The organism is Brevibacillus aydinogluensis (assembly GCF_961514395.1).
In the GTDB taxonomy this organism is placed as follows: Bacteria; Bacillota; Bacilli; order Brevibacillales; family Brevibacillaceae; genus Brevibacillus; species Brevibacillus aydinogluensis.
On sequence record NZ_OY569118.1, the window covers coordinates 1001191 to 1022755 of the forward strand.

The 21565-nt window shown below is 58.8% G+C and carries 22 protein-coding genes; 14 read left to right on the plus strand and 8 right to left on the minus strand.

The genetic code is table 11. The features are described 5' to 3' along the window. The first annotated feature begins 93 nt into the window (after nucleotides 1–93). The 6 genes from Q7F15_RS04770 (at nucleotide 94) to Q7F15_RS04795 (ending at nucleotide 4261) form a co-directional block, all read left to right on the plus strand. Nucleotides 94–492 carry a hypothetical protein gene (locus tag Q7F15_RS04770; protein ID WP_171566034.1) on the plus strand — a complete coding sequence of 133 codons (399 nt, stop codon included), beginning with the start codon at nucleotides 94–96 and terminating at the stop codon, nucleotides 490–492. Further along, entirely contained in the window at nucleotides 489–683 is a 195-nt protein-coding gene (locus tag Q7F15_RS04775; protein WP_171566035.1) for a YqgQ family protein, read from the plus strand. The genes Q7F15_RS04770 and Q7F15_RS04775 overlap by 4 nt, the downstream gene beginning before the upstream one ends. 152 nt (nucleotides 684–835) lie before the next feature. Beyond that, nucleotides 836–1459, plus strand: coding sequence for a class I SAM-dependent methyltransferase (locus Q7F15_RS04780; protein WP_368509251.1), 624 nt, complete (start codon nucleotides 836–838; stop codon nucleotides 1457–1459). Beyond that, nucleotides 1449–2108: a DedA family protein gene (locus Q7F15_RS04785; RefSeq protein WP_171566037.1), complete on the plus strand. Its 660-nt coding sequence runs from the start codon at nucleotides 1449–1451 to the stop codon at nucleotides 2106–2108. Before Q7F15_RS04780 ends, Q7F15_RS04785 begins: the two co-directional genes overlap by 11 nt. Further along, the gene (locus Q7F15_RS04790; protein ID WP_216369423.1) at nucleotides 2071–2778 is read left to right on the plus strand and encodes a response regulator transcription factor; all 708 of its coding nucleotides are present in this window, start codon (nucleotides 2071–2073) and stop codon (nucleotides 2776–2778) included. Before Q7F15_RS04785 ends, Q7F15_RS04790 begins: the two co-directional genes overlap by 38 nt. Further along, nucleotides 2762–4261: a sensor histidine kinase gene (locus Q7F15_RS04795; RefSeq protein ID WP_171566039.1), complete on the plus strand. Its 1500-nt coding sequence runs from the start codon at nucleotides 2762–2764 to the stop codon at nucleotides 4259–4261. The genes Q7F15_RS04790 and Q7F15_RS04795 overlap by 17 nt, the downstream gene beginning before the upstream one ends. A 27-nt stretch (nucleotides 4262–4288) precedes the next feature. On the opposite strand, the gene Q7F15_RS04800 is transcribed toward Q7F15_RS04795, so the two are convergent. Continuing rightward, the gene (locus Q7F15_RS04800) at nucleotides 4289–4735 is read right to left on the minus strand and encodes an NUDIX hydrolase (RefSeq protein WP_304415183.1); all 447 of its coding nucleotides are present in this window, start codon (nucleotides 4733–4735) and stop codon (nucleotides 4289–4291) included. A 143-nt stretch (nucleotides 4736–4878) separates the two neighbouring features. Then, nucleotides 4879–5046, minus strand: a complete 168-nt coding sequence (locus tag Q7F15_RS04805; protein ID WP_171567610.1) for a hypothetical protein — start codon at nucleotides 5044–5046, stop codon at nucleotides 4879–4881. Nucleotides 5047–5150: 104 nt separating this feature from the next. Between Q7F15_RS04805 and tkt the strand changes: the two genes are divergently transcribed. From tkt to Q7F15_RS04820, 3 genes are all read left to right on the plus strand, one after another. Beyond that, nucleotides 5151–7157 (plus strand): transketolase, encoded by a 2007-nt coding sequence (tkt, locus tag Q7F15_RS04810; protein WP_171567611.1) that lies wholly within the window; start codon nucleotides 5151–5153, stop codon nucleotides 7155–7157. 179 nt (nucleotides 7158–7336) lie between these two features. Further along, nucleotides 7337–9847, plus strand: a complete 2511-nt coding sequence (locus Q7F15_RS04815; protein ID WP_212133541.1) for a transglycosylase domain-containing protein — start codon at nucleotides 7337–7339, stop codon at nucleotides 9845–9847. 100 nt (nucleotides 9848–9947) lie between these two features. Continuing rightward, complete coding sequence (locus Q7F15_RS04820) at nucleotides 9948–10295, plus strand: hypothetical protein (RefSeq protein WP_171567613.1); 348 nt, start codon at nucleotides 9948–9950, stop codon at nucleotides 10293–10295. Between the two features lie 125 nt (nucleotides 10296–10420). Here Q7F15_RS04820 and Q7F15_RS04825 read toward each other — a convergent pair whose 3' ends face one another. Further along, on the minus strand, nucleotides 10421–11848 hold the full coding sequence (locus tag Q7F15_RS04825) for a L,D-transpeptidase family protein (protein ID WP_304415184.1): 1428 nt from the start codon (nucleotides 11846–11848) through the stop codon (nucleotides 10421–10423). A 66-nt stretch (nucleotides 11849–11914) separates the two neighbouring features. On the opposite strand from Q7F15_RS04825, the gene Q7F15_RS04830 reads away from it, so the two are divergent. Next, nucleotides 11915–12628, plus strand: a complete 714-nt coding sequence (locus tag Q7F15_RS04830) for an AAA family ATPase (protein ID WP_212133537.1) — start codon at nucleotides 11915–11917, stop codon at nucleotides 12626–12628. Nucleotides 12629–12715: 87 nt separating this feature from the next. Here Q7F15_RS04830 and Q7F15_RS04835 read toward each other — a convergent pair whose 3' ends face one another. Next, a complete protein-coding gene (locus Q7F15_RS04835; RefSeq protein WP_304415185.1) occupies nucleotides 12716–13591 on the minus strand; it encodes a YwqG family protein in 876 nt (291 codons plus the stop codon). Then, nucleotides 13588–13827 (minus strand): hypothetical protein, encoded by a 240-nt coding sequence (locus tag Q7F15_RS04840; RefSeq protein ID WP_371808920.1) that lies wholly within the window; start codon nucleotides 13825–13827, stop codon nucleotides 13588–13590. Before Q7F15_RS04840 ends, Q7F15_RS04835 begins: the two co-directional genes overlap by 4 nt. 268 nt (nucleotides 13828–14095) lie before the next feature. Between Q7F15_RS04840 and Q7F15_RS04845 the strand changes: the two genes are divergently transcribed. Further along, nucleotides 14096–15670 (plus strand): FAD-dependent oxidoreductase, encoded by a 1575-nt coding sequence (locus Q7F15_RS04845; protein WP_230077290.1) that lies wholly within the window; start codon nucleotides 14096–14098, stop codon nucleotides 15668–15670. A gap of 87 nt (nucleotides 15671–15757) precedes the next feature. Here the strand turns inward: Q7F15_RS04845 and trmB are convergent, their stop codons facing one another. Then, nucleotides 15758–16402, minus strand: a complete 645-nt coding sequence (gene trmB / locus Q7F15_RS04850) for a tRNA (guanosine(46)-N7)-methyltransferase TrmB (RefSeq protein ID WP_230077289.1) — start codon at nucleotides 16400–16402, stop codon at nucleotides 15758–15760. Between the two features lie 463 nt (nucleotides 16403–16865). Between trmB and Q7F15_RS04855 the strand changes: the two genes are divergently transcribed. Continuing rightward, nucleotides 16866–17369: a C40 family peptidase gene (locus tag Q7F15_RS04855; RefSeq protein WP_171567495.1), complete on the plus strand. Its 504-nt coding sequence runs from the start codon at nucleotides 16866–16868 to the stop codon at nucleotides 17367–17369. A 160-nt stretch (nucleotides 17370–17529) separates the two neighbouring features. Next, complete coding sequence (gene menC / locus Q7F15_RS04860; protein ID WP_171567496.1) at nucleotides 17530–18645, plus strand: o-succinylbenzoate synthase; 1116 nt, start codon at nucleotides 17530–17532, stop codon at nucleotides 18643–18645. A gap of 52 nt (nucleotides 18646–18697) precedes the next feature. On the opposite strand, the gene ilvD is transcribed toward menC, so the two are convergent. Then, entirely contained in the window at nucleotides 18698–20374 is a 1677-nt protein-coding gene (gene ilvD / locus Q7F15_RS04865) for a dihydroxy-acid dehydratase (protein ID WP_268255200.1), read from the minus strand. Between the two features lie 204 nt (nucleotides 20375–20578). Here ilvD and Q7F15_RS04870 point away from each other — a divergent pair, with 204 nt between their 5' ends. Next, nucleotides 20579–21049: a PaaI family thioesterase gene (locus tag Q7F15_RS04870; RefSeq protein WP_212133579.1), complete on the plus strand. Its 471-nt coding sequence runs from the start codon at nucleotides 20579–20581 to the stop codon at nucleotides 21047–21049. 76 nt (nucleotides 21050–21125) lie between these two features. On the opposite strand, the gene Q7F15_RS04875 is transcribed toward Q7F15_RS04870, so the two are convergent. Continuing rightward, nucleotides 21126–21503, minus strand: a complete 378-nt coding sequence (locus Q7F15_RS04875; RefSeq protein ID WP_171567498.1) for a hypothetical protein — start codon at nucleotides 21501–21503, stop codon at nucleotides 21126–21128. Nucleotides 21504–21565: the final 62 nt, after the last annotated feature.

A 21565-nucleotide genomic window follows, 5' to 3' on the forward strand; every position in this document is an offset into this window, starting at 1 on the left:
GGGGACGACGATGCTCCGCCGACGTGATATACTAACAGGAAGTTACACATTAAATTGAACTGCGATCTATCTGCACATAAGGGGTTGTCTATGATGTCTACTGGACTGATCTACTACCTGGCATGGGAAGAAGACGACTGGCTTGACGAACTGCTTGACCGCTTTCCCGAGCTGAACGCGCTGGTGCCTTCAGCCAAGACGTTTCAGATGATGCAGGAGATGCGCCGAACAGGCGAAGTGGAGCGATGCGTCATCGTCCTCAACGCCGCTGTCGAACAGGAAAAGTGCCATCAGTTTTTACGGCTGCTGGCGAAAGACGAGCAATTGTCCCGCGATCCGCTGTACATCGTCGGGCTGAAACCGGAGGAGCAGGCCGCCTGGCAGGAAGCGTACCCGCACGCCAACATTATCGTTATCACCGGGTTTGCCGTCGAGTTTGACTACGATGCCGTGCTGACCCGCATGGCGGCCGATCTGGAGGGAGAGCGTTGAAGGAACGGCCGGACGACTTCGACCTGAATGCCTTTTTGCAGCGATATGGTCTGTTCATCTACACCGGCGACCCGGAGGGGGACCTCCTGTTGATCGAAGACGAAATCCGTGAACTGTATCAGCTCGGCATCATCGACAAGGAGGAGATGGTGCAGGCGCTGGCTGCCCTGCGCAAGAGGAAAACAGTCTAGAAAGACTGTTTTTTCTTATGACTGGAGAAGTATGCAGCAAGATCCGCTTCAGGCCACCGCCGGCAATCTTCAGAAATTCTTAAGCATTTCTCTCTCTTTTTGCTAAGGTTTCAGCGATAGGATAGGGACAACAAAGAGAGGGAGTGACAGGAATGATGAAAGGCACGTCTGAACGGATAGGCATGCCGACGCCGGGACGGGGGCCGATTGCGGACGGGCTGCTGTTTGCCGGCAAGTTTTTGCGCTCGCCCCGAACGGTCGGCAGCATCATGCCAAGTTCCCGCCAGCTTGCCCGGCGGATGCTGGCGCCGATTGACTGGACGACAGCGACAGCCGTGGCGGAGTTGGGGGCGGGCACGGGCGTGTTTACCCGGATGATCCGTGAGCTGAAACCACCCGGCTGTACGGCGCTGATTCTGGAGAAGGATGACGGGATGCGCCGGCAGTTGGCCGCGCGTTATCCGGACCTGCATGTCGGCGGGGATGCGCGGGAGCTGACCGGGATCATGGAAAGATGCGGCATCGAACGGCTGGACGCGGTGGTGTGCGGGCTGCCGTTTGCCAATTTTCCGCAGGAACTGCGGGACGCCATCATGGACCAGGTGGAAGCGGCGCTGAGGCCCGGGGGCGTGTTCGTCTGTTTCCAATACTCGCTGCAGATGAGAAAGCAGCTGGCGGCGCGGTTTGGCCGCGTGGAGATCCGCTTTGTGCCGCTCAATCTTCCGTTTGCGTTTGTCTACGTCTGCCGGAAGCGGGGGAATCACGATGCCGGCTGACTTCCTGACACAGATGGTGGAACAATACGGGTATTTCGCGCTGTTTTTCTCCTTGTGGCTGGGCATTGTCGGCATGCCGATTCCCGACGAGATGATCGTCATGTCGGCTGGGGCCCTTACTGCCCAAGGGTGGCTGGACCCGCTGCCGGCGTTTGCAGCCGTCTATCTGGGTGTCGTTTCCGGATTGTCACTCGGGTACGTGCTGGGGTATAACGTAGGTGCACCGATTCTGCAGTGGGTCGTCCGCAAGGGCAAAGGCAAGCGCTATCTGACCAAAGCGGAGCAGCTGATAGAGCAGTACGGCAGTTGGGCGCTCTGCCTCAGCTACTTCTTTCCGGTCGTGCGCCATCTGGTGCCGTATCTGGTGGGCATCCAGCGCATGCCGCTGCGCCGCTACGCGATCTACGCCCTGCCCACCGGATTCGTCTGGACCATCAACTATTTTTGGGCCGGCCGCCTGTTTGGCCGCCATCTGGACGTGATCGCCCAAGGCGTGCAAATGTACGGCCGGATTACCTTGGCCGCGCTGTTGTGCATCGGGGCGGCGTACTGGCTGATCAGGCAGAAGTGCTGGGCCGTGTCCGTCGAAACAGAATCAACCACGGGGGGAAATGAGAGTGGAGGAAATCACTGTGCTGGTCGTGGATGACGACGAGGAGATCCGCAACCTGATCGCCATTTACCTGCAAAACGAGGGGTATCGCGTGCTGAAGGCGGCTGACGGTATGGAAGCGCTGGAGGTCCTCAAGCAAAACGAGGTGCACCTGCTCGTCCTGGACATCATGATGCCGCGGCTGGACGGCATTCAAGCCTGTCTGAAAATCCGCGAAGAACAGCACATGCCGATCATCATGCTGTCCGCCAAATCGCAGGACATGGACAAGATCTACGGCCTTAGCACCGGAGCGGACGACTACATGACCAAGCCGTTCAACCCGTTGGAACTGGTGGCCCGCGTCAAGTCGCAGCTGCGGCGATACCTGCGGCTCAATCAGGGATACACGGCCCGGGAAGACGAAATCGAGATCGGCGATTTGACGATCAACACGGCGACGCGCGAGGTGAAAGTGAACGGCCGGGACGTGAAGCTGACGCCGACCGAATTTGCCATTCTGGAGCTCTTGGCCCGCAATCGGGGCGTCGTATTCAGCACGGAACAGATCTACGAGCGGGTGTGGAAGGAGCCGTTTTGCCAGTCGGACAACACGGTGATGGTTCACATCCGGAAAATTCGCGAAAAGATTGAGGAAGATACACGTAAGCCGCGATACATCAAAACCGTGTGGGGAGTGGGGTATAAAATTGAGAGCGTTGTTTAGAGGGCTGTCGCCGTTTAACGTGACTCGCCGCCTGTACCGCTGGACGATGAAAGCCGTTCGGCGCGCCGTGGAACACTTTCGGCGGAGCCTGCGCCTGCAGTTGATCACCACCTTTGTTTTTTGCCTGCTGGCTGCCCTCCTGGCGGCGACTCTCGCCCACGGGATGACCGAGACGCTGTATAAGCGGCCGTACGTCGACTACACCCTAAGCATGCAGCGGATGGACTGGGAGACAAGGCATCTGGCCACGATCATCCGGGATCAGAGCGAAACGGACATATCGGCCCTGCAGCCGATGCTGGACAACTTCGAGCAGGATGTCGGGCTGCGGATGCTGTTGGTCAACCTGGATGGCAAGGTGCTGCTCAAGTCCGCCAAGGCCACAGAGAGCCAGGTCGATTTGTACAGCGTCATCAGCAGGGCGATGGAGCTGCGCCTTGATCTCAACGTGTTCCACCCCCAAGAGTTTGTCGCCTTTTACCCGGTGGAGTTGGCCGGACAAAAAGGCTACCTGATCGCCCGCGGGATGCCGGAGGCGAACATCCGCTATGAGAGCACAGGGGTCAACATGATTTCTGTGCCTGTGTTTTTAGTTGTCCTCATTTATCTGTTTTATCGGTTTACCAGGCGGAAAACAGGCTATATCGAGGAATTGGCCGACAGCCTGCTCGTCATCTCGCAGGGCAAGCTGGATCACCGCGTCGAGGTGCGGGGCGAAGACGAACTGGGCTCGCTTGCCCGCAACATCAACCGGATGGCGCAGGATCTGCAGGAAAACATCGAACGGGAACGGCAGGCGGAGAAGACCAAAAACGAACTGATCACCAATGTCTCGCATGATTTGCGCACGCCGCTCACCTCGGTGCTCGGTTACCTGCGCCTGCTGAAAGACCACCCTGCAGGAGGGCTGGAGCAGCAGGAGTACACGCGGATCGCCTATGAGAAGGCGGAACATCTGAAGCGGCTGGTGGAGGATTTGTTCGAATACACCACGCTCAGCGGCCAAGGGGTCCAGCTCTATCGGCAGACCATCTGCATGAACGAACTGGTGGAGCAGTTGGTGGAGGAGTACGTGCCGCTGGCGGAGGAACAGCAGCTCAGCTTTTGCAAAGCGCTGCCCGACGAACGGCTGTACGTCAGCGTGGACCCGGAAAAGTTCGTGCGCGTGCTGGAAAACCTGTTCAGCAACGCGATCAAGTACGGCAAAAAACCGGGCAGCATCGGCGTAACGCTCGCCCGAGAGGCAGACGGCATCCGCTTGTCGGTGGCCAACAGGGCAGATGAGATGGCCCCGGAGGCGCTGAACCGACTGTTTGAACGCTTTTACCGGGTGGAGCAGTCCCGCTCGCGCAAAACAGGCGGTTCCGGGCTGGGGCTGGCCATCGTCAAGAGCATCGTCGAACTGCACGGCGGCAGCATCAAGGCAGACTACCGCGACGGCGTTCTGTCGTTTCACATCTGGCTGCCGGTCCCTGGCTCATAACGGTCAAGGCCCGGTGAGGAGCGGCGTCTAGCCTTGCTCGTCCCATCCGAAGCTGTCAAACCACTTGCCCACGCGGTAGTTGTGAATCGCCTGACGGACGTACGGGATCACGTTGGCGGGCAGGTCGTCCATGTCGCACCAGCGCAGCTCGTCGCATTTATCCGGCTCGGCGTTGACGATCTCGCCTGACCACGTGCTGGCGGTGAGAAAGAAGTCGATCCGCTCGTCCGTCGATTTGCGGTGCATCACGCCGACCACGTCCAGATCGGCCGGGTCGATGTCGATGCCGCATTCCTCTTTTGCTTCCCGAATGGCCGCTGCCTTCACTTCCTCTCCGCCGTCCAGATGTCCGGCAGGGACGCTGTAGTTGCCGTCCTCGTAGCCCGTATTGAAGCGGCGCAGCAAAAGCAGCTCGTTTCCCCGCCGGAGAAACAGGTGGACGGCGGCGGGCATGGTGAACCATTTTCTGCTCATGCAAACCTCCAACGTTTTACGACATGATTGCAAACATTTTAATTATTCCGCCAAGTTTTCCCATCTGTCAACGAAGCGGCTGAAGAAGCCGCTTTCATTTATTTTGAGTCAGCGTGCCGGCCGAGCTGTTGGGAAGAGCGCAGTCACTCCCCCTGCACTTCTTTTGCCCCCCGGTGCTGCTCCGCGCTTTTTTTCCGCAGCGCCTGATCCCGTTTTTGTTTCAGCGGGGAGTTTGACATGGCGTAAAACAGCATGCCGAAACCGGCCAGTCCCAATACGATGCCGATGATCAGATACAGGGTCGACATCAACCCGGACCACCTCCTTTTTCCACGTCGGACATGATTGTGCCGCCGAACTGTGCTATAATTGGTTCGTCGTTTACCCGTAAAAAAACGCAGGGAGGATTTGCTTGATGACTCAGCACACGTCTGTCGATCAACTGGCGATCAACACGATCCGCACGCTGGCCATTGACGCTATCGAAAAAGCCAACTCCGGCCACCCGGGGATGCCGATGGGAGCGGCACCGATGGCGCATGTCTTGTGGAGCCGTTTTATGAAGGTAAACCCGCGCAATCCGCAATGGATCAACCGGGACCGCTTCGTGCTGTCTGCGGGACATGGTTCAATGCTATTATACGCCATGCTGCACCTGATGAAATACGATGTTTCGTTGGAAGACATACATAACTTCCGCCAATGGGGCAGCAAGACTCCAGGCCATCCGGAGTACGGTCACACGCCCGGCGTGGACGCGACGACCGGTCCGCTGGGTCAGGGGATTGCCATGGCTGTCGGGATGGCGATGGCGGAGAAGCACTTGGCGGCTGTCTACAACCGCGACGGGTTTGACATCGTCGACCACTACACCTACGTCATCTGCGGCGACGGCGATTTGATGGAGGGCGTCTCCAGCGAGGCCTCTTCGCTGGCCGGCCACCTGAAGCTGGGCAAGCTGATCGTGCTCTACGATTCCAACGACATTTCGCTTGACGGCGAGCTGTCCCGTTCCTTCTCGGAAAATGTGGCGCAGCGCTACCAGGCGTACGGCTGGCAGTACCTGCGCGTCGAGGACGGCAACGATCTGGCGGCGATCGAGGCGGCCATCGCCGAAGCGAAGCAGGATCTGGATCGCCCGACCCTGATCGAGGTAAAGACGGTGATCGGTTACGGCAGCCCGAACAAAGGCGGCTCCAACGCGTCCCACGGCGCACCGCTGGGCAAGGAAGAAGTGAAGCTGACCAAGGCAAACTACCAGTGGCCGCATGACGCAGAATTCCACGTTCCTGCGGAAGTAGCCGACTACTACGCCAAACTGGCGGCAGCAGGTGAACAAGCGGAAGCGGCATGGCGCGAACGCTTTGCCGAATACGCCAAGGCGTATCCGGAGCTGGCCCGTCAGTTCCAGACGGCTGCGGACGGTCAACTGCCGGCTGGTTGGGACAGCCAACTGCCGACCTACGAAGCGGGAACCAAGCTGGCCACCCGCGCTGCATCCGGCAATGCGATCAACGCGTTGGCCAAAACGGTTCCGTACCTGTTCGGCGGTTCCGCTGACCTGGCTCACTCCAACAACACCATGATCAAAGAGGCGGGGAACTTCCTGCCGGGCAGCTACGACGGCCGCAACATCTGGTTTGGTGTGCGCGAGTTTGCGATGGGAGCTGCCCTCAACGGGATGGCGCTGCACGGCGGACTGAAGGTATACGGCGGCACGTTCTTCGTCTTCTCCGATTACCTGCGTCCGGCCATCCGCCTGTCCGCGCTGATGAAGCAGCCGGTGGTCTACGTCTTCACGCACGACTCGATCGCCGTCGGGGAAGACGGACCGACGCACGAGCCGATCGAACAGCTCGCTTCGCTGCGGGCGATGCCGGGTCTCACAGTGCTGCGTCCGGCCGACGCCGTGGAGACCAATGAAGCGTGGAAGTACGCCATCTCCCGCACGGATGAGCCAGTCATCCTGGTGCTGACGCGTCAAAACCTGCCGGTGCTCAACGAAACGATCGAGAAGGCGGCCGAAGGGGTAGGCAAAGGGGCCTACGTACTGGCCGACGCGCCGGACGGCAACCCGCAGCTCGTCCTGATCGCCACCGGTTCCGAAGTCTCCCTCTGCATGCAGGCTCGCGAAGTGCTGGCCGCCAAAGGCATTCAGGCGCGCGTTGTCTCCATGCCGAGCTGGGAGCTGTTTGAACGGCAGCCGCAGGAGTACCGCGACGCCGTGATCCCGCCGACGGTAAAAGCCCGTCTGGCTGTGGAAATGGCCTCTCCGCTGGGCTGGGAGCGCTATGTCGGCGACGGCGGCAAAGTGCTGGGCATCAACCAGTTTGGCGCATCCGCTCCGGGCGAACGGATCATGACAGAGTACGGTTTTACCGTGGACAACGTGGTGGCAGAAGCGGAAAAGCTGCTCAAGTAACGATCCCTTTTTGTAAATACTCTTATTGCGTGAAAAAGCCTGTTCTCCTTGGGAGACAGGCTTTTTCCAGTGACAAACGGGCGCAGATATGGAATCATAGACGGGGGGCGGACAGAAACTTTTTTGAAAAGGTTCCGTCTATATGATGTGGGAGAGAGAAAGTAACCAGGAGGTCATTCATGGCAACAAAGGCCAAGCAACGAGGGAAGAAGAAAAAGAAGAAATTGCTGATGTTTGCCGTATCCTTTACGGTCTTTCTAATCTTCAGCGTCATCGGCGGATACTTTGTCTTGCTGTACGCCGGTGAAAAAATGATTGAAACGCAGATACAGAAACTGGAGGCACTGAAATCGGAGCCTACGGTGATTTATGACAAAGACGGTAATGAAATCACGAAACTGCTGCGTGAAAAGAACACCAAATACGTACCGCTCACCCAGATGCCGGATCATTTGATCAACGCCTTTATCGCAACAGAAGACCGTCGCTTCTTTGAGCACAAAGGCGTGGACATGTTCCGGATCGGCGGCGCGATCATCAACGACATCCGCAAGGGGTCGCTCGCGGAAGGGGGCAGTACGATCACGCAGCAGCTCGCACGACGAGTATTCCTCTCCCTGGAACAGACGTTTTGGCGCAAGACGAAGGAAGTCTGCATCGCTATGGCCTTGGAACGCCGATATTCCAAGGATCAGATTCTGGAGATGTACCTGAACCAGATTTACTTCGGGGAAGGCGCCTACGGCGTGGGTGACGCCGCCCAGCGCTATTTTGACAAAGATGTAACCCAGCTCGATCTGCACGAGTCGGCCATGCTGGCGGCCATTCCGAAAGCGCCGACCACCTACTCGCCGTTTAACAATCCGGACAAGGCGAAATTGCGCCGCGACACCGTGCTGCGCCTGATGAGCGAGCAAGGCTTCATCACCCAGGAGCAAAAGGTGACGGCCCAAGCCAAACCGGTGCCGGAAGAGACCGATGAGACGAAGGCAGGCGGCGGGTTGAAAAAAGGCTACCGGGCGTTTTACGACTACGTGATCCGTGAGGCCGAGGCGAAGTACGACGTTACGGAAGAGGATCTGTACCGCGGCGGCTGGAAGATTTACACCACGTTCAACCCGAAAATGCAGGACGCCATGGTGGAGGCGTATGACAACCCGGCCAACTTCCCGAAACCGGGGCCGCAGCGGGCCGTGGAGTCAGCGATGATCGTCATCGACGCCAAAACCGGCGGCATCGCCGCAATGATGGGCGGCCGCGATTACAAGCCAAAAGGCTTCAACCTGGCGACCGACATGCAGCGCCAGCCTGGTTCGTCGTTCAAGCCGCTGGCCGTTTACGCGCCGGCAATCGATTCGGATTCCAAATGGGGCCCTAATTCGTCGCTCTCCAACAAGCGGCAGGATTTCAACGGCTACGAGCCGCGAAACTACAACAACAAGTACAGCGATTCCGTCAGCATGACCCGCGCTGTGATCGATTCGTTGAACGTGCCGGCGGTCTGGCTGCTGAACGAAATCGGCATCGGGACCTCGTTGAAGTATCTGGAAAAATTCGGCATTAACCTGTCGGAAAAAGACCGCAACCTGGCGATCGCGCTGGGCGGTCTGGACAAAGGGACGTCGCCGTTGAAAATGGCGCAGGCGTACACGGCTTTCCCCAACAGCGGGGTGGTGTCTGAAGCGCACGTGATCGAGCGAATGGAGAACGAACGGGGCGGCATCCAGAAAGTTTACCAGCCGAAACAGGAGCAGGTGATCAAACCGGAAACGGCATGGAAGGTACACACCATGTTGGAGCGTGCGGTCAAGGAAGGGACGGGACGCAACGCGCGGATTTCCGGCCGCCACGTTGCCGGAAAAACCGGGACGACGCAGTCCCTCATCGGCAACAGCAGCGTCAACAAGGACGCCTGGTTCGTCGGGTACACGCCGGAGTACGTAGGCGCGGTCTGGATGGGCTATGACAAGGAAGATGCCCAGCACCTGATGCGCGAGGGCAGCAGTCTGACGGCCAAAATGTTCGCCACTGTCCTGAAAAAAGGCCTGAAAGGAGAACCGGTACGGGATTTTGAACCGCCGGCAGGCATGAAGCGGTACGAAGAGGAGAAAAAAGAGGCTGCTTCCGTGCACCTCTCCGCCGACCTGACCCTGGAAGGCAACTCGCTGAAAGTGATATTGACCTGGTCCGGCGGGGATGACGACTATACGTACGACGTGTACCGCGTATCTCCGGACAATCCGGACAATCGCCAGTTGATCGCCGCTGGAGTGAAGGATAACAGGCACGTGGATACGCTGGACTCTCCGGTCATGTACAAGTATGTCGTCGTTCCCCATGATGCGGATGGCAGGGAACTGGAGCCGTCCAACATCGCTGAAATCAACACGAAGCAATTGGAGCAGCTGCTGCAGGAAGGGGAGCACCACGACGACAGCGGCACGCATGAGGACGACGGCACGGTCGAGGGAGGAAACGGCCAGTACCCGTCCACCGGAACAGAGGGACAGGACGGAACCGGTCAGCCTGCAGACGATCAGCCTTCTGGCGGCGAAACGCCGGTGATTCCGCCGGATATCGTCCAACCAAACGGCCAGCAATTGCCCCCGAACGGCATTGAGCTGCCGCCGCCGCCGCCCGAAGATGCGGGAGGCGGCAGGCACTCGCCAGGAAACGGCCGCAACCGCTGACAGTGGAAATCTGCTGAACAGTTAGCATATTTTCGACTATTTGCACTTCCTCTCCCGCGTGGTACAATACACATAAATCGGGAGACAGGAGGGACGGTCTATGACAGACTTCGCACAAGTGGATTTGCAGGCGTTTTTTGTAGAGCAGTTGCGGCGGGCCAAGGTAAATTTTGAACGTGCTCTCGACTGTAAACACACCGATTTTGACGATTTGTATCCGTATATGAACGAACAGCCCCAGTTCTTCTGGTATAAACGCTACGTGGCGTGGTCCGAACTGCTGACTGTCGTCCGTCTGGCCGAAGAGTTGGGGATCGCGTGGACGAACGAATTCAGCAGCCAGCAGGTGGAGTTTATCAAAGGCAAAGTCCTGCAGGGCAAAGTGCTGGATCAGTGGAATCCGGAAGAAGAACAGGAAGAAGAATCCCTGAGCCATATGGAAGAATAAGCAAAGCGCGTTCCCGCAGCGGGAGCGCGCTTTTTTGCCGACGGTTCGCCGGTTTCTGTCCACCGGATGCAGGAGAGCCGCTGCCCCCATTCCGGATTGGGACAGCAGCATGTTCGTCCATCCTGTTAATGAAGCCAATGATAGACGACGCGGGGCGTTTCCTCGTCGCGGCCGGCCGGCAGGACAAACGCTGCCGGGTTGGCCCACCGGGGCACGGGAGCGGCATGGGCGGAGATGATCACTTCCGTTCCTGGCGCGACAAACGTATACAGTTCCTCGACGTCCCGGTTGTGCAGACGGATGCAGCCAAGCGAGACCGACTGGCCGATGCTGGCGGGATGGTTGGTGCCGTGGATGGCGTAGCCGTTCTGCTGAAAAATCAGGCCGCGCGTTCCGTAGATATCATCGGGACCGCGGGGATTGCTGATTTTTTGCAGTACGGAAAAGTAACCTGCCGGCGTCGAGCCGTTTTTGCCGATGGCGATCGGATAGCGCCGGACGAGGTGCGGTCCGCTGATCAGCGTCATCGCGTGCGAGTCCAGGTGGACGTGGATCTGCAGCGGCGCGAGCGGCACCGACGGCTCCGGATAGCCGCGCAGCGGGACGACGTGGCGCATGCTTTCCCAGGCCGCTTCCCGGCGAAATGCAGCCGGCTGGTATGCCCAGTCCGTGGCTCCGTACCAGGCGGGCGTCGGAGGAATGTCCGGCAGGGCGTTGCCGGGATAGGAGCGAGCCAGATCGCTCAGCTTCTGGGGCAGGCTCCCTTTTCGTTGGTAGTGGCGGTACAGGGCGCTGCGCAGGATCAGCAGGTGTTCCAGCGTGCGCTGTTCTTCTGCGAGTTGGAGCTTGGCCGTCCGCACCGCCGGATGCTGATCGCAGGCGCAGGGACGGTCAAACCACTGCTGGCTCAAGACGGTGCGGCTGACGGGGTCATACCGCAACAGACCGTGCAGTTCTCCCGGCCGGTAAAACAACAGCGGCGTAAACAGCGGCGCTCCCGTCACTTCAGGGACAACCAGCACCGTGTACGGCTGTTTGAGCGCTGTACGCCGCCCGCTCACATAGTCGTACACGTGATGGCGCAGCTGCTTGCCGTCCGTGCCGGCCGGTACGGCGATCACTTCCACGTGCGGCCGCTCCTGGCCGGATGCGTTCTTTCCATTAGTAAATGCGGCGCCTGTCGAAGCAGCCTTATCCGGCTCAGACAAAAGCCCCGGTGAAAAGGCAAATTGAGCGTGGAAAAACAAAAGGGAGGCGAGCAGCAGGCGGATTCTGCCGGCCCACAACCGCCGCCGGCGTTTGCGCAGCAGGTCCTGATAGACCGCGGCCGCTTCTTCCGAGTAAGGGCCGTGTTTGGCGTGCAGCGCCTGGCGGTACGCGGCCAGCGCCTCGTCTATTTCGTTTCGCATCTCCCGTTCGCGGCCGAGATGGTACCAGCCAATGGCAAGGTCGGGATGCCGTTCGACGAACCATCGGTAAAAGGCGAGGTCACTCTTGTCCGGATAGGTCATGTGAAACGCGCTTTTTTCCTGGAGAAATTGTGCCTTGTTCACCGCACTCCCTCCTTACTGGAAGTATCGGCCAGGAAGCGGGGAAACGTGAGAGTGGAGGAGAGATATATGTATTTGCATGCCATTATCCTGCGCAGGGAGCTGTTTCCCGCAAAAGGGGGGTACCCGTTTAGCCTGCCTGCGTACCAGGGTGTGGAGGAAATCCCCTTGACCAGCAGCGTCACCTTTTTTATCGGCGAAAACGGCTCCGGCAAGTCGACGCTTTTGGAGGCGGTGGCTTACCAGTGCGGTTTTCACACCGCCGGCGGCAGCCGTAACAACCTTTACCACGTAGACCGGGCAGAGGCGGCTCTGGGCGATTATGTCCGCCTTTCCTGGCGTCCAAAGGTGACCAACGGCTTTTTTCTGCGCGCGGAGAGCTTTTACCAGTTTGCCAGCCACATCGACGAGGTGGAGAAAGACTATCCCACCGGGTATCGCAGCTATGGGGGGCGGTCGCTGCATGAGCAGTCGCACGGGGAGTCGTTTTTCTCGCTGTTTGCCCACCGCTTTCGCGGCAAAGGCATCTACCTTTTGGACGAGCCGGAGGCAGCCCTCTCGCCGATGCGGCAGATCGCGTTTTTGTACCTGATGCAGGAGTTGGTGGAGGAAGGAGCCCAGTTTCTCATCGCCACCCACTCGCCAATCCTGATGGGCTTCCCGGGCGCCCGCATCCTCAGCTTCGACACATCACCGCTGACAGAGGTCCGCTATGAAGAGACGGAGCACTACCAACTGACCCGCCGCTTTCTGGAGAACCCCCGGGCCTTTTGGGACATCTGACGCGATTGCCCCGACAGTGTCTGTTTTCGCGGGGGCCGTTCGACGGCCGGTCCCCACTGGCGGGGCAGCCTGTTACGATCGTCCAGCTTAGTGGTACTGATCGATGCAAACGACGAGGGAAAAGTCGGCCCGCTCCAGCGCCTCTTGCTCGATCCAGAAGTAGAGGCGGCCGATGTCCCCCCACATCATCCCCGTCTTTTCCTCTTCCGAATCCACCTGGAACAGCAGCCGCCAGCGCACAGCCTGCCGCAGCAGGGCCGCCTTATCGTTTCTGTCCGTGGAGGGATAGGCCATAAGCTGACATTCGTGCTGCATGTCCCCCTGTATCTGGTCGGGGCAGCCGAGCAGGCGATTTTTCATGTCGTCCGGATGAAGCAATTGTTCCCAGACACGCTTTCTGAACTGCTCCCAGTATCGGTCGAAATCGTCCCGGTTTTTGTTCCAGCTCATGCCTAGCTGTTCGATGTCGCTCGATTCGGCGGGCGGTACGGTCCACTCCACACGATAGTCGAGGGAGCAGGGAGAGAAACGGACGGGCGGATCGTAATCGTCCAGCTCGTTTGGCGGCGCGGTCCGCTTCAGGTCAGCGCTGTCCGTTTCCGCTACAAACAAGACTTTTGCTTTCTCCACGCTGTGGTAGAACTCATCGTCGTCGAACATTGCCGCCGCGGCGAAAAAGAAGAGGAGCAATCCCCGCTCCGGCAGTATCTTCTCCGGAAAAGGGGGCAGCTCGGCCAGGTTGATCTGCCCCAGAAACGACAGCGGATACGACTTCCAATACGGCCAGGGTGTTCCCGCCGGCAGATCGGGGCAGCCGCCGATTTTGGATGTGCCAAGAGACAGAGATTCCTCGTCCACAGGATGCGTGAATATTCGGAATGAAGGGCGGATGAGCGGTTCAAAGCGCTCCGCGTAGCGGGACAGTCCCGCCTCATGAAGCAGTGACAAGATTTGTTTTTTCATCGGTTCTCATCAACCTGTTCGTTTTTGAGGCGCCCGACATTCGTCTCACGCAGCAAGCTGATCAGCTCGCCCAGCTTGGCGTTGCGTTCCCGGTCGCTTTCCGTTTTTTGCTTCATGAAGCGGAGCAGGCTGACGAGAACGTACACGATGAACCCGTAAAAGGCGAGCGTCAGCAGCAGGGGGACGATCATGAAAAAAGAATGGTACTCTAACGCTACTGCTCCAAAATCCATCAAGATATTCCCTCCTTTTTTTGAAAAAAACGGCAAAAACCACGAACTATTTTATCATTACTTCGCACAGTCGGCAAACGAAAGCAGGCGCGACACTTCCCGTCTGTGTCCGTTTGTGAAGCATTCGTGAACAGACGCTCGTTTGGCGGCATGTTCCTGTATGGTTGCCTTGCCACCCGGAAGCCCATCTCATACAATAGAAAAATAACAAATTCTTTCAAAAATGGAGTTAAAAGCAATTTTGTGAACGAAGCGGAAGGAGTGCAGGCACATGATACGGGAACTTCATGCCGACCTGGTCATCATCGGCGGGGGCGTGGGCGGCTGTGCGGCTGCCTTGGCCGCTGCCAAACTGGGCAGAACCGTCGTCATGACGGAAGAAACATCCTGGATCGGCGGGCAGCTCACCAGCCAGGCCGTTCCGCCGGATGAACACCCCTGGATCGAACAGTTCGGCTGTACCCGCAGTTACCGGGCGTTTCGCGACGGCGTGCGCCGCTATTACCGCGATGTTTATCCGCTTACGGAAGCGGCGAGAGCCGTCCCGTACCTCAACCCGGGAAACGGATCGGTCAGCCGCCTCTGTCATGAACCGAAAGTGGCGCTGGCCGTTCTGCACCAGATGCTGGCTCCGTACGTCAACAGCGGCAGGGTGACCATACTCGTCCGGCACAGGCTTGCGGCGGCCCGCACCGTGGGAGACCGGATCGTCTCCGCGACCGTCACCCATCTGGAGACGGGGGATCGCGTGGAACTGGCGGCTCCTTATTTTCTCGACGCGACGGAGTGCGGCGACCTGCTGCCGCTGGCCGGTGTCGAATACGTGACCGGAGCGGAATCCGTCAGCGAAACGGGCGAACCCCATGCGCTGGAAGGGAACCCGCAGCCGATGGACATGCAGTCGTTCACGTATGTGTTTGCGATGGACTATCTGGAAGGGGAAGACCATACGATCGACAAACCGGCCAGCTATGAGTTCTGGCGGAACTACCAGCCCGATTTCTGGCCGGACAAGCTGCTGAGCTGGACAGGCGTCAAGCCGGATACCCATGAACCCGTTCGCTACGAGCTGTTTCCGGGGACGGACCGCTTCTCGCTGTTTCGCTACCGGCAGATTGCGGACAAGGACAACTTCACTGCAGGTTTGTACCCGAGCAGCGTCACGCTGGTCAACTGGCCGCAAAACGACTACTGGCTCGGCCCGATCATCGACGTCAGCGAGGACGAGCGGACGCGCCATCTGCATCAGGCGAAACAGCTCAGCCTGTCGCTCTTGTACTGGATGCAGACGGAAGCGCCCAGGCCCGACGGCAAACAGGGATATCCCGGACTGCGCCTGCGCCGGGACGTCCTTGGAACGGACGACGGATTTGCCATGTCCCCCTACATCCGCGAATCCCGACGGATCCGGGCGGAGTTTACCGTGCTCGAACAGCACGTCAGTCCGGCGTGCCGCCCAGACGGCAAGGCGGAGACGTTCGAAGATTCCGTCGGCGTGGGCTGCTACCGGATCGACCTGCATCCCAGCACGGGCGGCCGGAACTACCTGTACATTCCCTCCCTGCCGTTCCAGATTCCGCTCGGCTGCCTGATTCCCCTCCGGATGGAGAATCTGCTGCCGGCCTGCAAGAATGCGGGGGTCACGCACATTACCAACGGCTGCTTCCGGCTCCACCCCGTGGAGTGGAATATCGGCGAAGCGGCCGGCTTTCTGGCCGGCTACTGCCTCGAGCGGGGGATTTCCCCCCGTGCTGTCCGCAACATGCCGCAGGATTTGGCCGATTTTCAGCGGCTCCTGGTGCGGGAAGGCGTCGAGCTGGCCTGGCCGTCGATCGGCCCGGTCTGAGCACCAATCAAAAACAACAAGCGCGGGAAAGCCAACGCTGACCCGCGCTTGTTTCGTCTGTTTCTGATTGTCGGCTGCCGGCGCGTGCTACTCCGGCAGGTAAATGGCTTCCATCCGGTAGATGCGCTGTCCGCGCGAGGAGAAGCGCTCCTCGTACTCGGTCATCACATTGTCCTCGGCAAATGGCGAATGGTGCAGGTCAAATGTGATGTGGCGCAGCTGAAAACGCTGGTCCGAAAATTGGTTGAGCGAGAACTCAAACAACTGTTCGTTGTCCGTTTTCAGGTGAATCTCTCCGTACGGCTTCAGCACCTGTTTGTACCCCATCAGAAAGTTGGCGTGGGTGAGGCGCCGTTTGGCGTGCCGCTTCTTCGGCCAGGGATCGCTGAAGTTGAGGTAGATGCGTGACACTTCGCCCGGTGCGAACAGGTCAGACAGGTTTGCCGCATTGTACTGGACAAAGGCCAGATTGGGGATTGCCCGCTTCTCCGTCCGCTGGGCGGCGCGCAGGATTACCTCCGCCTTCAATTCCACGGCGATGAAGTTGATGTCCGGATGTTTTTCGGCCAGCGTGTTGATAAACCGCCCTTTGCCACAGCCAATTTCCACATGAATGGGACGGTCGTTGCCAAACCGCTCGCTCCATTTGCCGCGATAGGAGTCCGGGAAGTCCACAAACGTGGGATATTCGCGCAGGGCCTCTTCGGCCCCAGGGATGTTGCGCAGTCGCATGAAAACATGAACCTCCTCTTTACCCGACACGCGCGCTTTCTCAGCACGCTGCCCATGACAAGCTCCTATATACTGTACGACGAGTCGGTCCAGGTTGCAAGCATTCATCCAGGCAGACAGGTTACTTACAAATAGTTCCAGTAATTCTGCGATCAATATGGAATGTGTTGGGAATCATCCGGGACAAAAGCCGTATGGCGGTTGAACAAATGAAGATTACGCTGGACAAAATTGGCATACAGGGGTAGCAGTTTTTGGAAAACGGGAATGAAAAAAGGAAGCAGGATTCCCCGCCGCTATGGGAACGACAGTGTCAAGTAGAAATAGCTGACAGCCACGATCGGCGGAATTGCCAGGAATTTGACAATTATCAACCGGTGACGCGATGGTAGAGTAGAGGACAAGCGTGAAATCGGCGATCGATTTTTCAACAAGGATTTTGCAACAAGGGAGGAGAAACAGCATGAAACTTCGCAAAACGCTTGTCGCCATTTTGTTGGGTACAGCCCTCGGCGTCACCGGGGTGGTGGCTCCACTTCCCGGCAACCACGGTGTGGCTGAGGCAAAATGGACCCAATCCCGGGCGGATAAAGTCATTCAAGTGGGTACCAAATATCTCGGCACGCCGTATAAATTCGGCTCGAAAAGCAGCACGACGCGCACGTTTGACTGCTCGTCGTTTGTTCAGCGCGTCTACCGTGAAGCGCTGGGAATCAGCCTGCCGCGCACGTCCCGTTCGCAGGCGAAAGTCGGGGTCAAAGTATCCAAGAGCAGCTTGAAAAAGGGCGATCTGGTCTTCTTCCGCTCGTCCGGCAGCAAACCGACATCCACCTATATCACGCATGTGGCGATCTACGCCGGCGACAACAAACTGCTGCATACCTACGGCAAACCGGGCGTGACGTATACTAAATTCCGCGGCACGTCGTGGGAGAAACGCTTCGTTACGGCTCGCCGCGTCCTGTAACAACCGAATCGGGAAATAATGATGCGGTCATAACAACAAGTCGTCTGATTTTGGAAAATTTGAAATTGAATGATTCCCCGCCAGACCTCCCTGTGGTATAAAGAGAGTGCAATCACCAGCAGGCTGTCAAATACCACTGGGGGAAAGGAAGTCTGGTAGCATGAACGCCGAAAAGATCGTGCTCCGCAAGATGAGCATGCAGTTAAAAGCGCCGTTTCAAACCAGCTTTGGCACCGAGATCATCCGCGATTTTATCCTGGTGGAGGTTCACACCAAGGATTTTGTCGGCTACGGGGAGTGCGTCGTTTCCGGCAAACCGCTCTACAGCGAGGAGACGGTGGGAACGGCATGGCACATGATGGAGGATTTCCTCGTGCCGATGCTGTTTGAATACGGGGAGATCGCCCATCCCGACGAGGTGGGGCGCCTGTTTGCCCCGATTCGCCGCAACAACATGGCCAAATCCGCTCTCGAAGGCGCGTACTGGGACTTGTACGCCAAACAGCAGGGGATTCCGCTGGCCCGAGCGCTGGGCGGCACCAAGGACAGGATCGAGGTGGGCGTCAGCCTGGGGATCGAGGCGGACATCAACGATTTGTTCCGCAACGTGGAGAAATACCTGGAGCTGGGCTACCGCCGGATGAAAATCAAGATTGCGCCGGGCAGGGACGTGGAGGTGATCCGCGCGCTGCGCCAGCGATTCGGCGACATTCCGATGATGGCCGACGCCAACTCCGCCTACACCCTGAACGACGTGGACGTGCTGAAGCAGTTGGACGAGTTTGATCTGATGATGATCGAACAGCCGCTGGCCCACGACGACATCATCGACCACGCCAAGCTGCAGCGGGAGCTGAAGACGCCGATCTGTCTGGACGAAAGCATCCACTCGTACGAGGATGCGCGCAAAGCGATTGAACTGGGCAGCACGCGGATCATCAACATGAAGGTGGGCCGCGTCGGCGGACTGTCGGAGGCGAAACGGATTCACGACCTCTGCGTGGAAAAGGGGATTCCGCTCTGGTGCGGGGGTATGCTGGAATCGGGCATCGGCCGGGCGCACAACATCGCCGTAACCACCCTGCCCAATTTTACGCTGCCTGGCGACACGGCGGGCTCGTCGCGCTACTGGCAGGAAGACATCATCGACCCCTGGGTGGAAGTGGCCGCCGACGGCACGATCGCCGTTCCCGAGGCGCCGGGGATCGGATTTGCGCCGGTGCCGGAGCTGTTGGACAAGTACACGACGGCGGTCCGTGTGCTGACGAGATCTTGATCAAACGTACGGGCACCTCTTTGTGAGGTGCCCGTGTTGTTTTGGACCGAAATCAGATTTTCAGCACGCCGCCCTGGCTGGCGTTGGTCACCAGCTTGGAGTAGCGGGCCAGGTAGCCGGTTTTTACCTTTGGCTCGAAGCCGTTCCAGTTGGCTCGGCGGCGCTCCAGTTCCTCGGGAGAGACATGCAGGTGGATGGAGCGCTCCTCCAGGTCGATGCTGATGATGTCCCCGTCCTGGACGAAGGCGAGCGGTCCGCCTTCCGCCGCTTCCGGCGAGACGTGGCCGATGCTGATGCCGCGGGAGGCGCCGGAGAATCGGCCGTCGGTGATGAGGGCCACTTCTTTGCCCAGCCCCATGCCGACGATCTGGGAGGTCGGCGCCAGCATTTCAGGCATGCCGGGGCCGCCCTTGGGGCCTTCGTAGCGGATGACGACCACGTGGCCCGGCTTGATCTTGCCGCCCGCGATGCCGGCCAACGCTTCATCCTGCGAGTCGAAACAAATGGCCGGTCCCTCGTGCCGCTTGATCGACGGGTCCACGCCGCCCGTCTTGATGATTGCGCCCTGCGGCGCCAAATTGCCGAACAGGACGGAGAGGCCGCCCGACTCGCTGTACGGGTTGTCCAAACGGCGGATGACCTTGTCGTCCTTGATCTCCGCCTCGGCGATGTTTTCCCCCAGTGTCTTGCCGGTGACGGTGATGCGCTCCAGGTGCAGCGTCCCGGGCTTTTTGGCGATTTCCTTCAGGATGGCCGATACGCCGCCCGCGTTGTGGCAGTCCTCGATGTGGTAGTCGGAAGCGGGGGCCAGCTTGCACAGGTGCGGGACGCGTTTGGCCACTTCGTTGATGCGCTCGATCGGGTACTCGATGCCCGCTTCCTGCGCGATGGCGAGCGTGTGCAGCACCGTGTTGGTGGAGCCGCCCATCGCCATGTCCAGCGCGAACGCGTCGTCGATCGCTTCCAGCGTGACGATGTCGCGCGGTTTGATGTCGCGTTCGATCAGCTCCATCAGCTTTTTCGCTGACGCTTTGACCAGTTCCCGGCGCTCCGGCGAGACGGCGAGAATCGTGCCGTTTCCGGGGAGCGCGAGGCCCAGGACTTCCGCCAGACAGTTCATCGAGTTGGCCGTAAACATCCCGGAACAGGAGCCGCAGGACGGACAGCCGTACTGCTCCAGTTCTTCCAGCTGCTTGTCGTCGATCAGGCCGGCCTGGTAGGCGCCGACGCCTTCAAAGACGGACGAGAGCGAGATGGAGCGGCCATCGCTGGTTTTACCTGCTCTCATCGGGCCGCCGGTGACAAAAATGGTGGGAATGTTGACCCGCAGCGCGCCCATCATCATGCCGGGTGTGATCTTGTCGCAGTTGGGAATGCAGATCATGCCGTCAAACCAGTGAGCGGAGACGACCGTCTCCAGGCTGTCGGCGATAATTTCCCGGCTGGGCAGGGAGTACCGCATGCCAATGTGTCCCATGGCGATGCCGTCGTCCACGCCGATCGTGTTGAATTCAAACGGTACGCCGCCCGCCTCCCGCACGGCTTCCTTGACGAGCTGGCCAAACTCCTGCAGGTGCACATGGCCGGGAATGATGTCGATGTACGAGTTGCAGATGGCGATAAACGGTTTGTCAAAATCCTCTTCTTTTACTCCGGCCGCGCGCAGCAGACTGCGGTGGGGGGCGCGGTCAAAGCCTTTCTTGATCATGTCGCTTCTACGTTTGACCACTAAGAAAAACTCCTTTCCAGTCAAAAACCTGCCGTGTTTTGAACTATCTTATCACTTTTTCACAAGTACAAACAACCGTAAGAGTCTGAACATTCGCTCAGAAAGACGGCTGCTCAGCGCGGGTGAAAAAGCGGAACGTGAAATCGCGTCGGCGTTGTTTTAGAATAAGGAAGTGAATGCTATTTTTGCGTGGAGTGAACAGAGATGAACGAAGAGTGGAAAGCGATCTGGGAAGAAGGGAGTGACGAGGAGCGGCAGATACTGGAACTGGCCCTGCAGGCCATCCGGCAGCGGCGGGAGCGGAACAGCGCCTTTCTGTCCGGATTTCTCGGCTTGAAGGGCGAATTTGTCGATGCAAACACGTACCGTTTTGATGTGCCGCTGACGCCGTTCATGCACAACTCGCTGGGCGTCGTTCACGGCGGCATCCTGGCGACGCTGATTGACTCGGCGATGGGTTCCCTGATCAACCGCAGCCTGCCCCCCGACCGGTACGCGGTGACGACCGAACTGAAGACCAACTACCTGCGTCCGGGCAAAGGGCAGCGGCTGCGTGCGGAAGCCAGTTTTCTGCATCGCGGGCAGACGCTGGTCGTGATGCAGGGCAGCGTGTACGACGAACAGGACCGGCTGATCGCTCACGGCACCGGCACGTTCATCGTCCTGAAACGGTAGGGACATGCAGGCGAAAGCGGGCCGCGAAAAACGAAGCATCCCTGGGCACGCCGGGGCGGCATAGAGGTGTTTTACGTTACGTGATCGCCACGAGCCCGCTGTATTGGGCGATGTACGACAGCATTTTGGCAGAGAGCGGGACGATGAACTCCATGTTTTCCCGTTCGACGACGCCCGAGCGGGTGACGATGCGGGCCCACTTTACGGACAGCTTGTAGTAATCGGAGCCAAACGCGGATTGAATGACTTCGTTTTGGCGACGAAAGGAGATCGGTGAGCTGTCCAGCTTTACCGGCACCATGCTGACGATGTCATGCAAAAACAGGTGGTAGGTCATGTGCGGCTTTTGAAATACCAGTTCTTTGCTGGTGACGGAGCAGCCCAGGTTTTTGTTCATCTGGGTCAGCTTCAGTTCGCCTTCCAGATTTTTCAGACGAATAAAATCGTTGTTCATGTGGTTTCCCCTCCTGCGGCAGAAGGACCCGTCTTGTAAGCAGGGAACGGGATTCCGCCCGA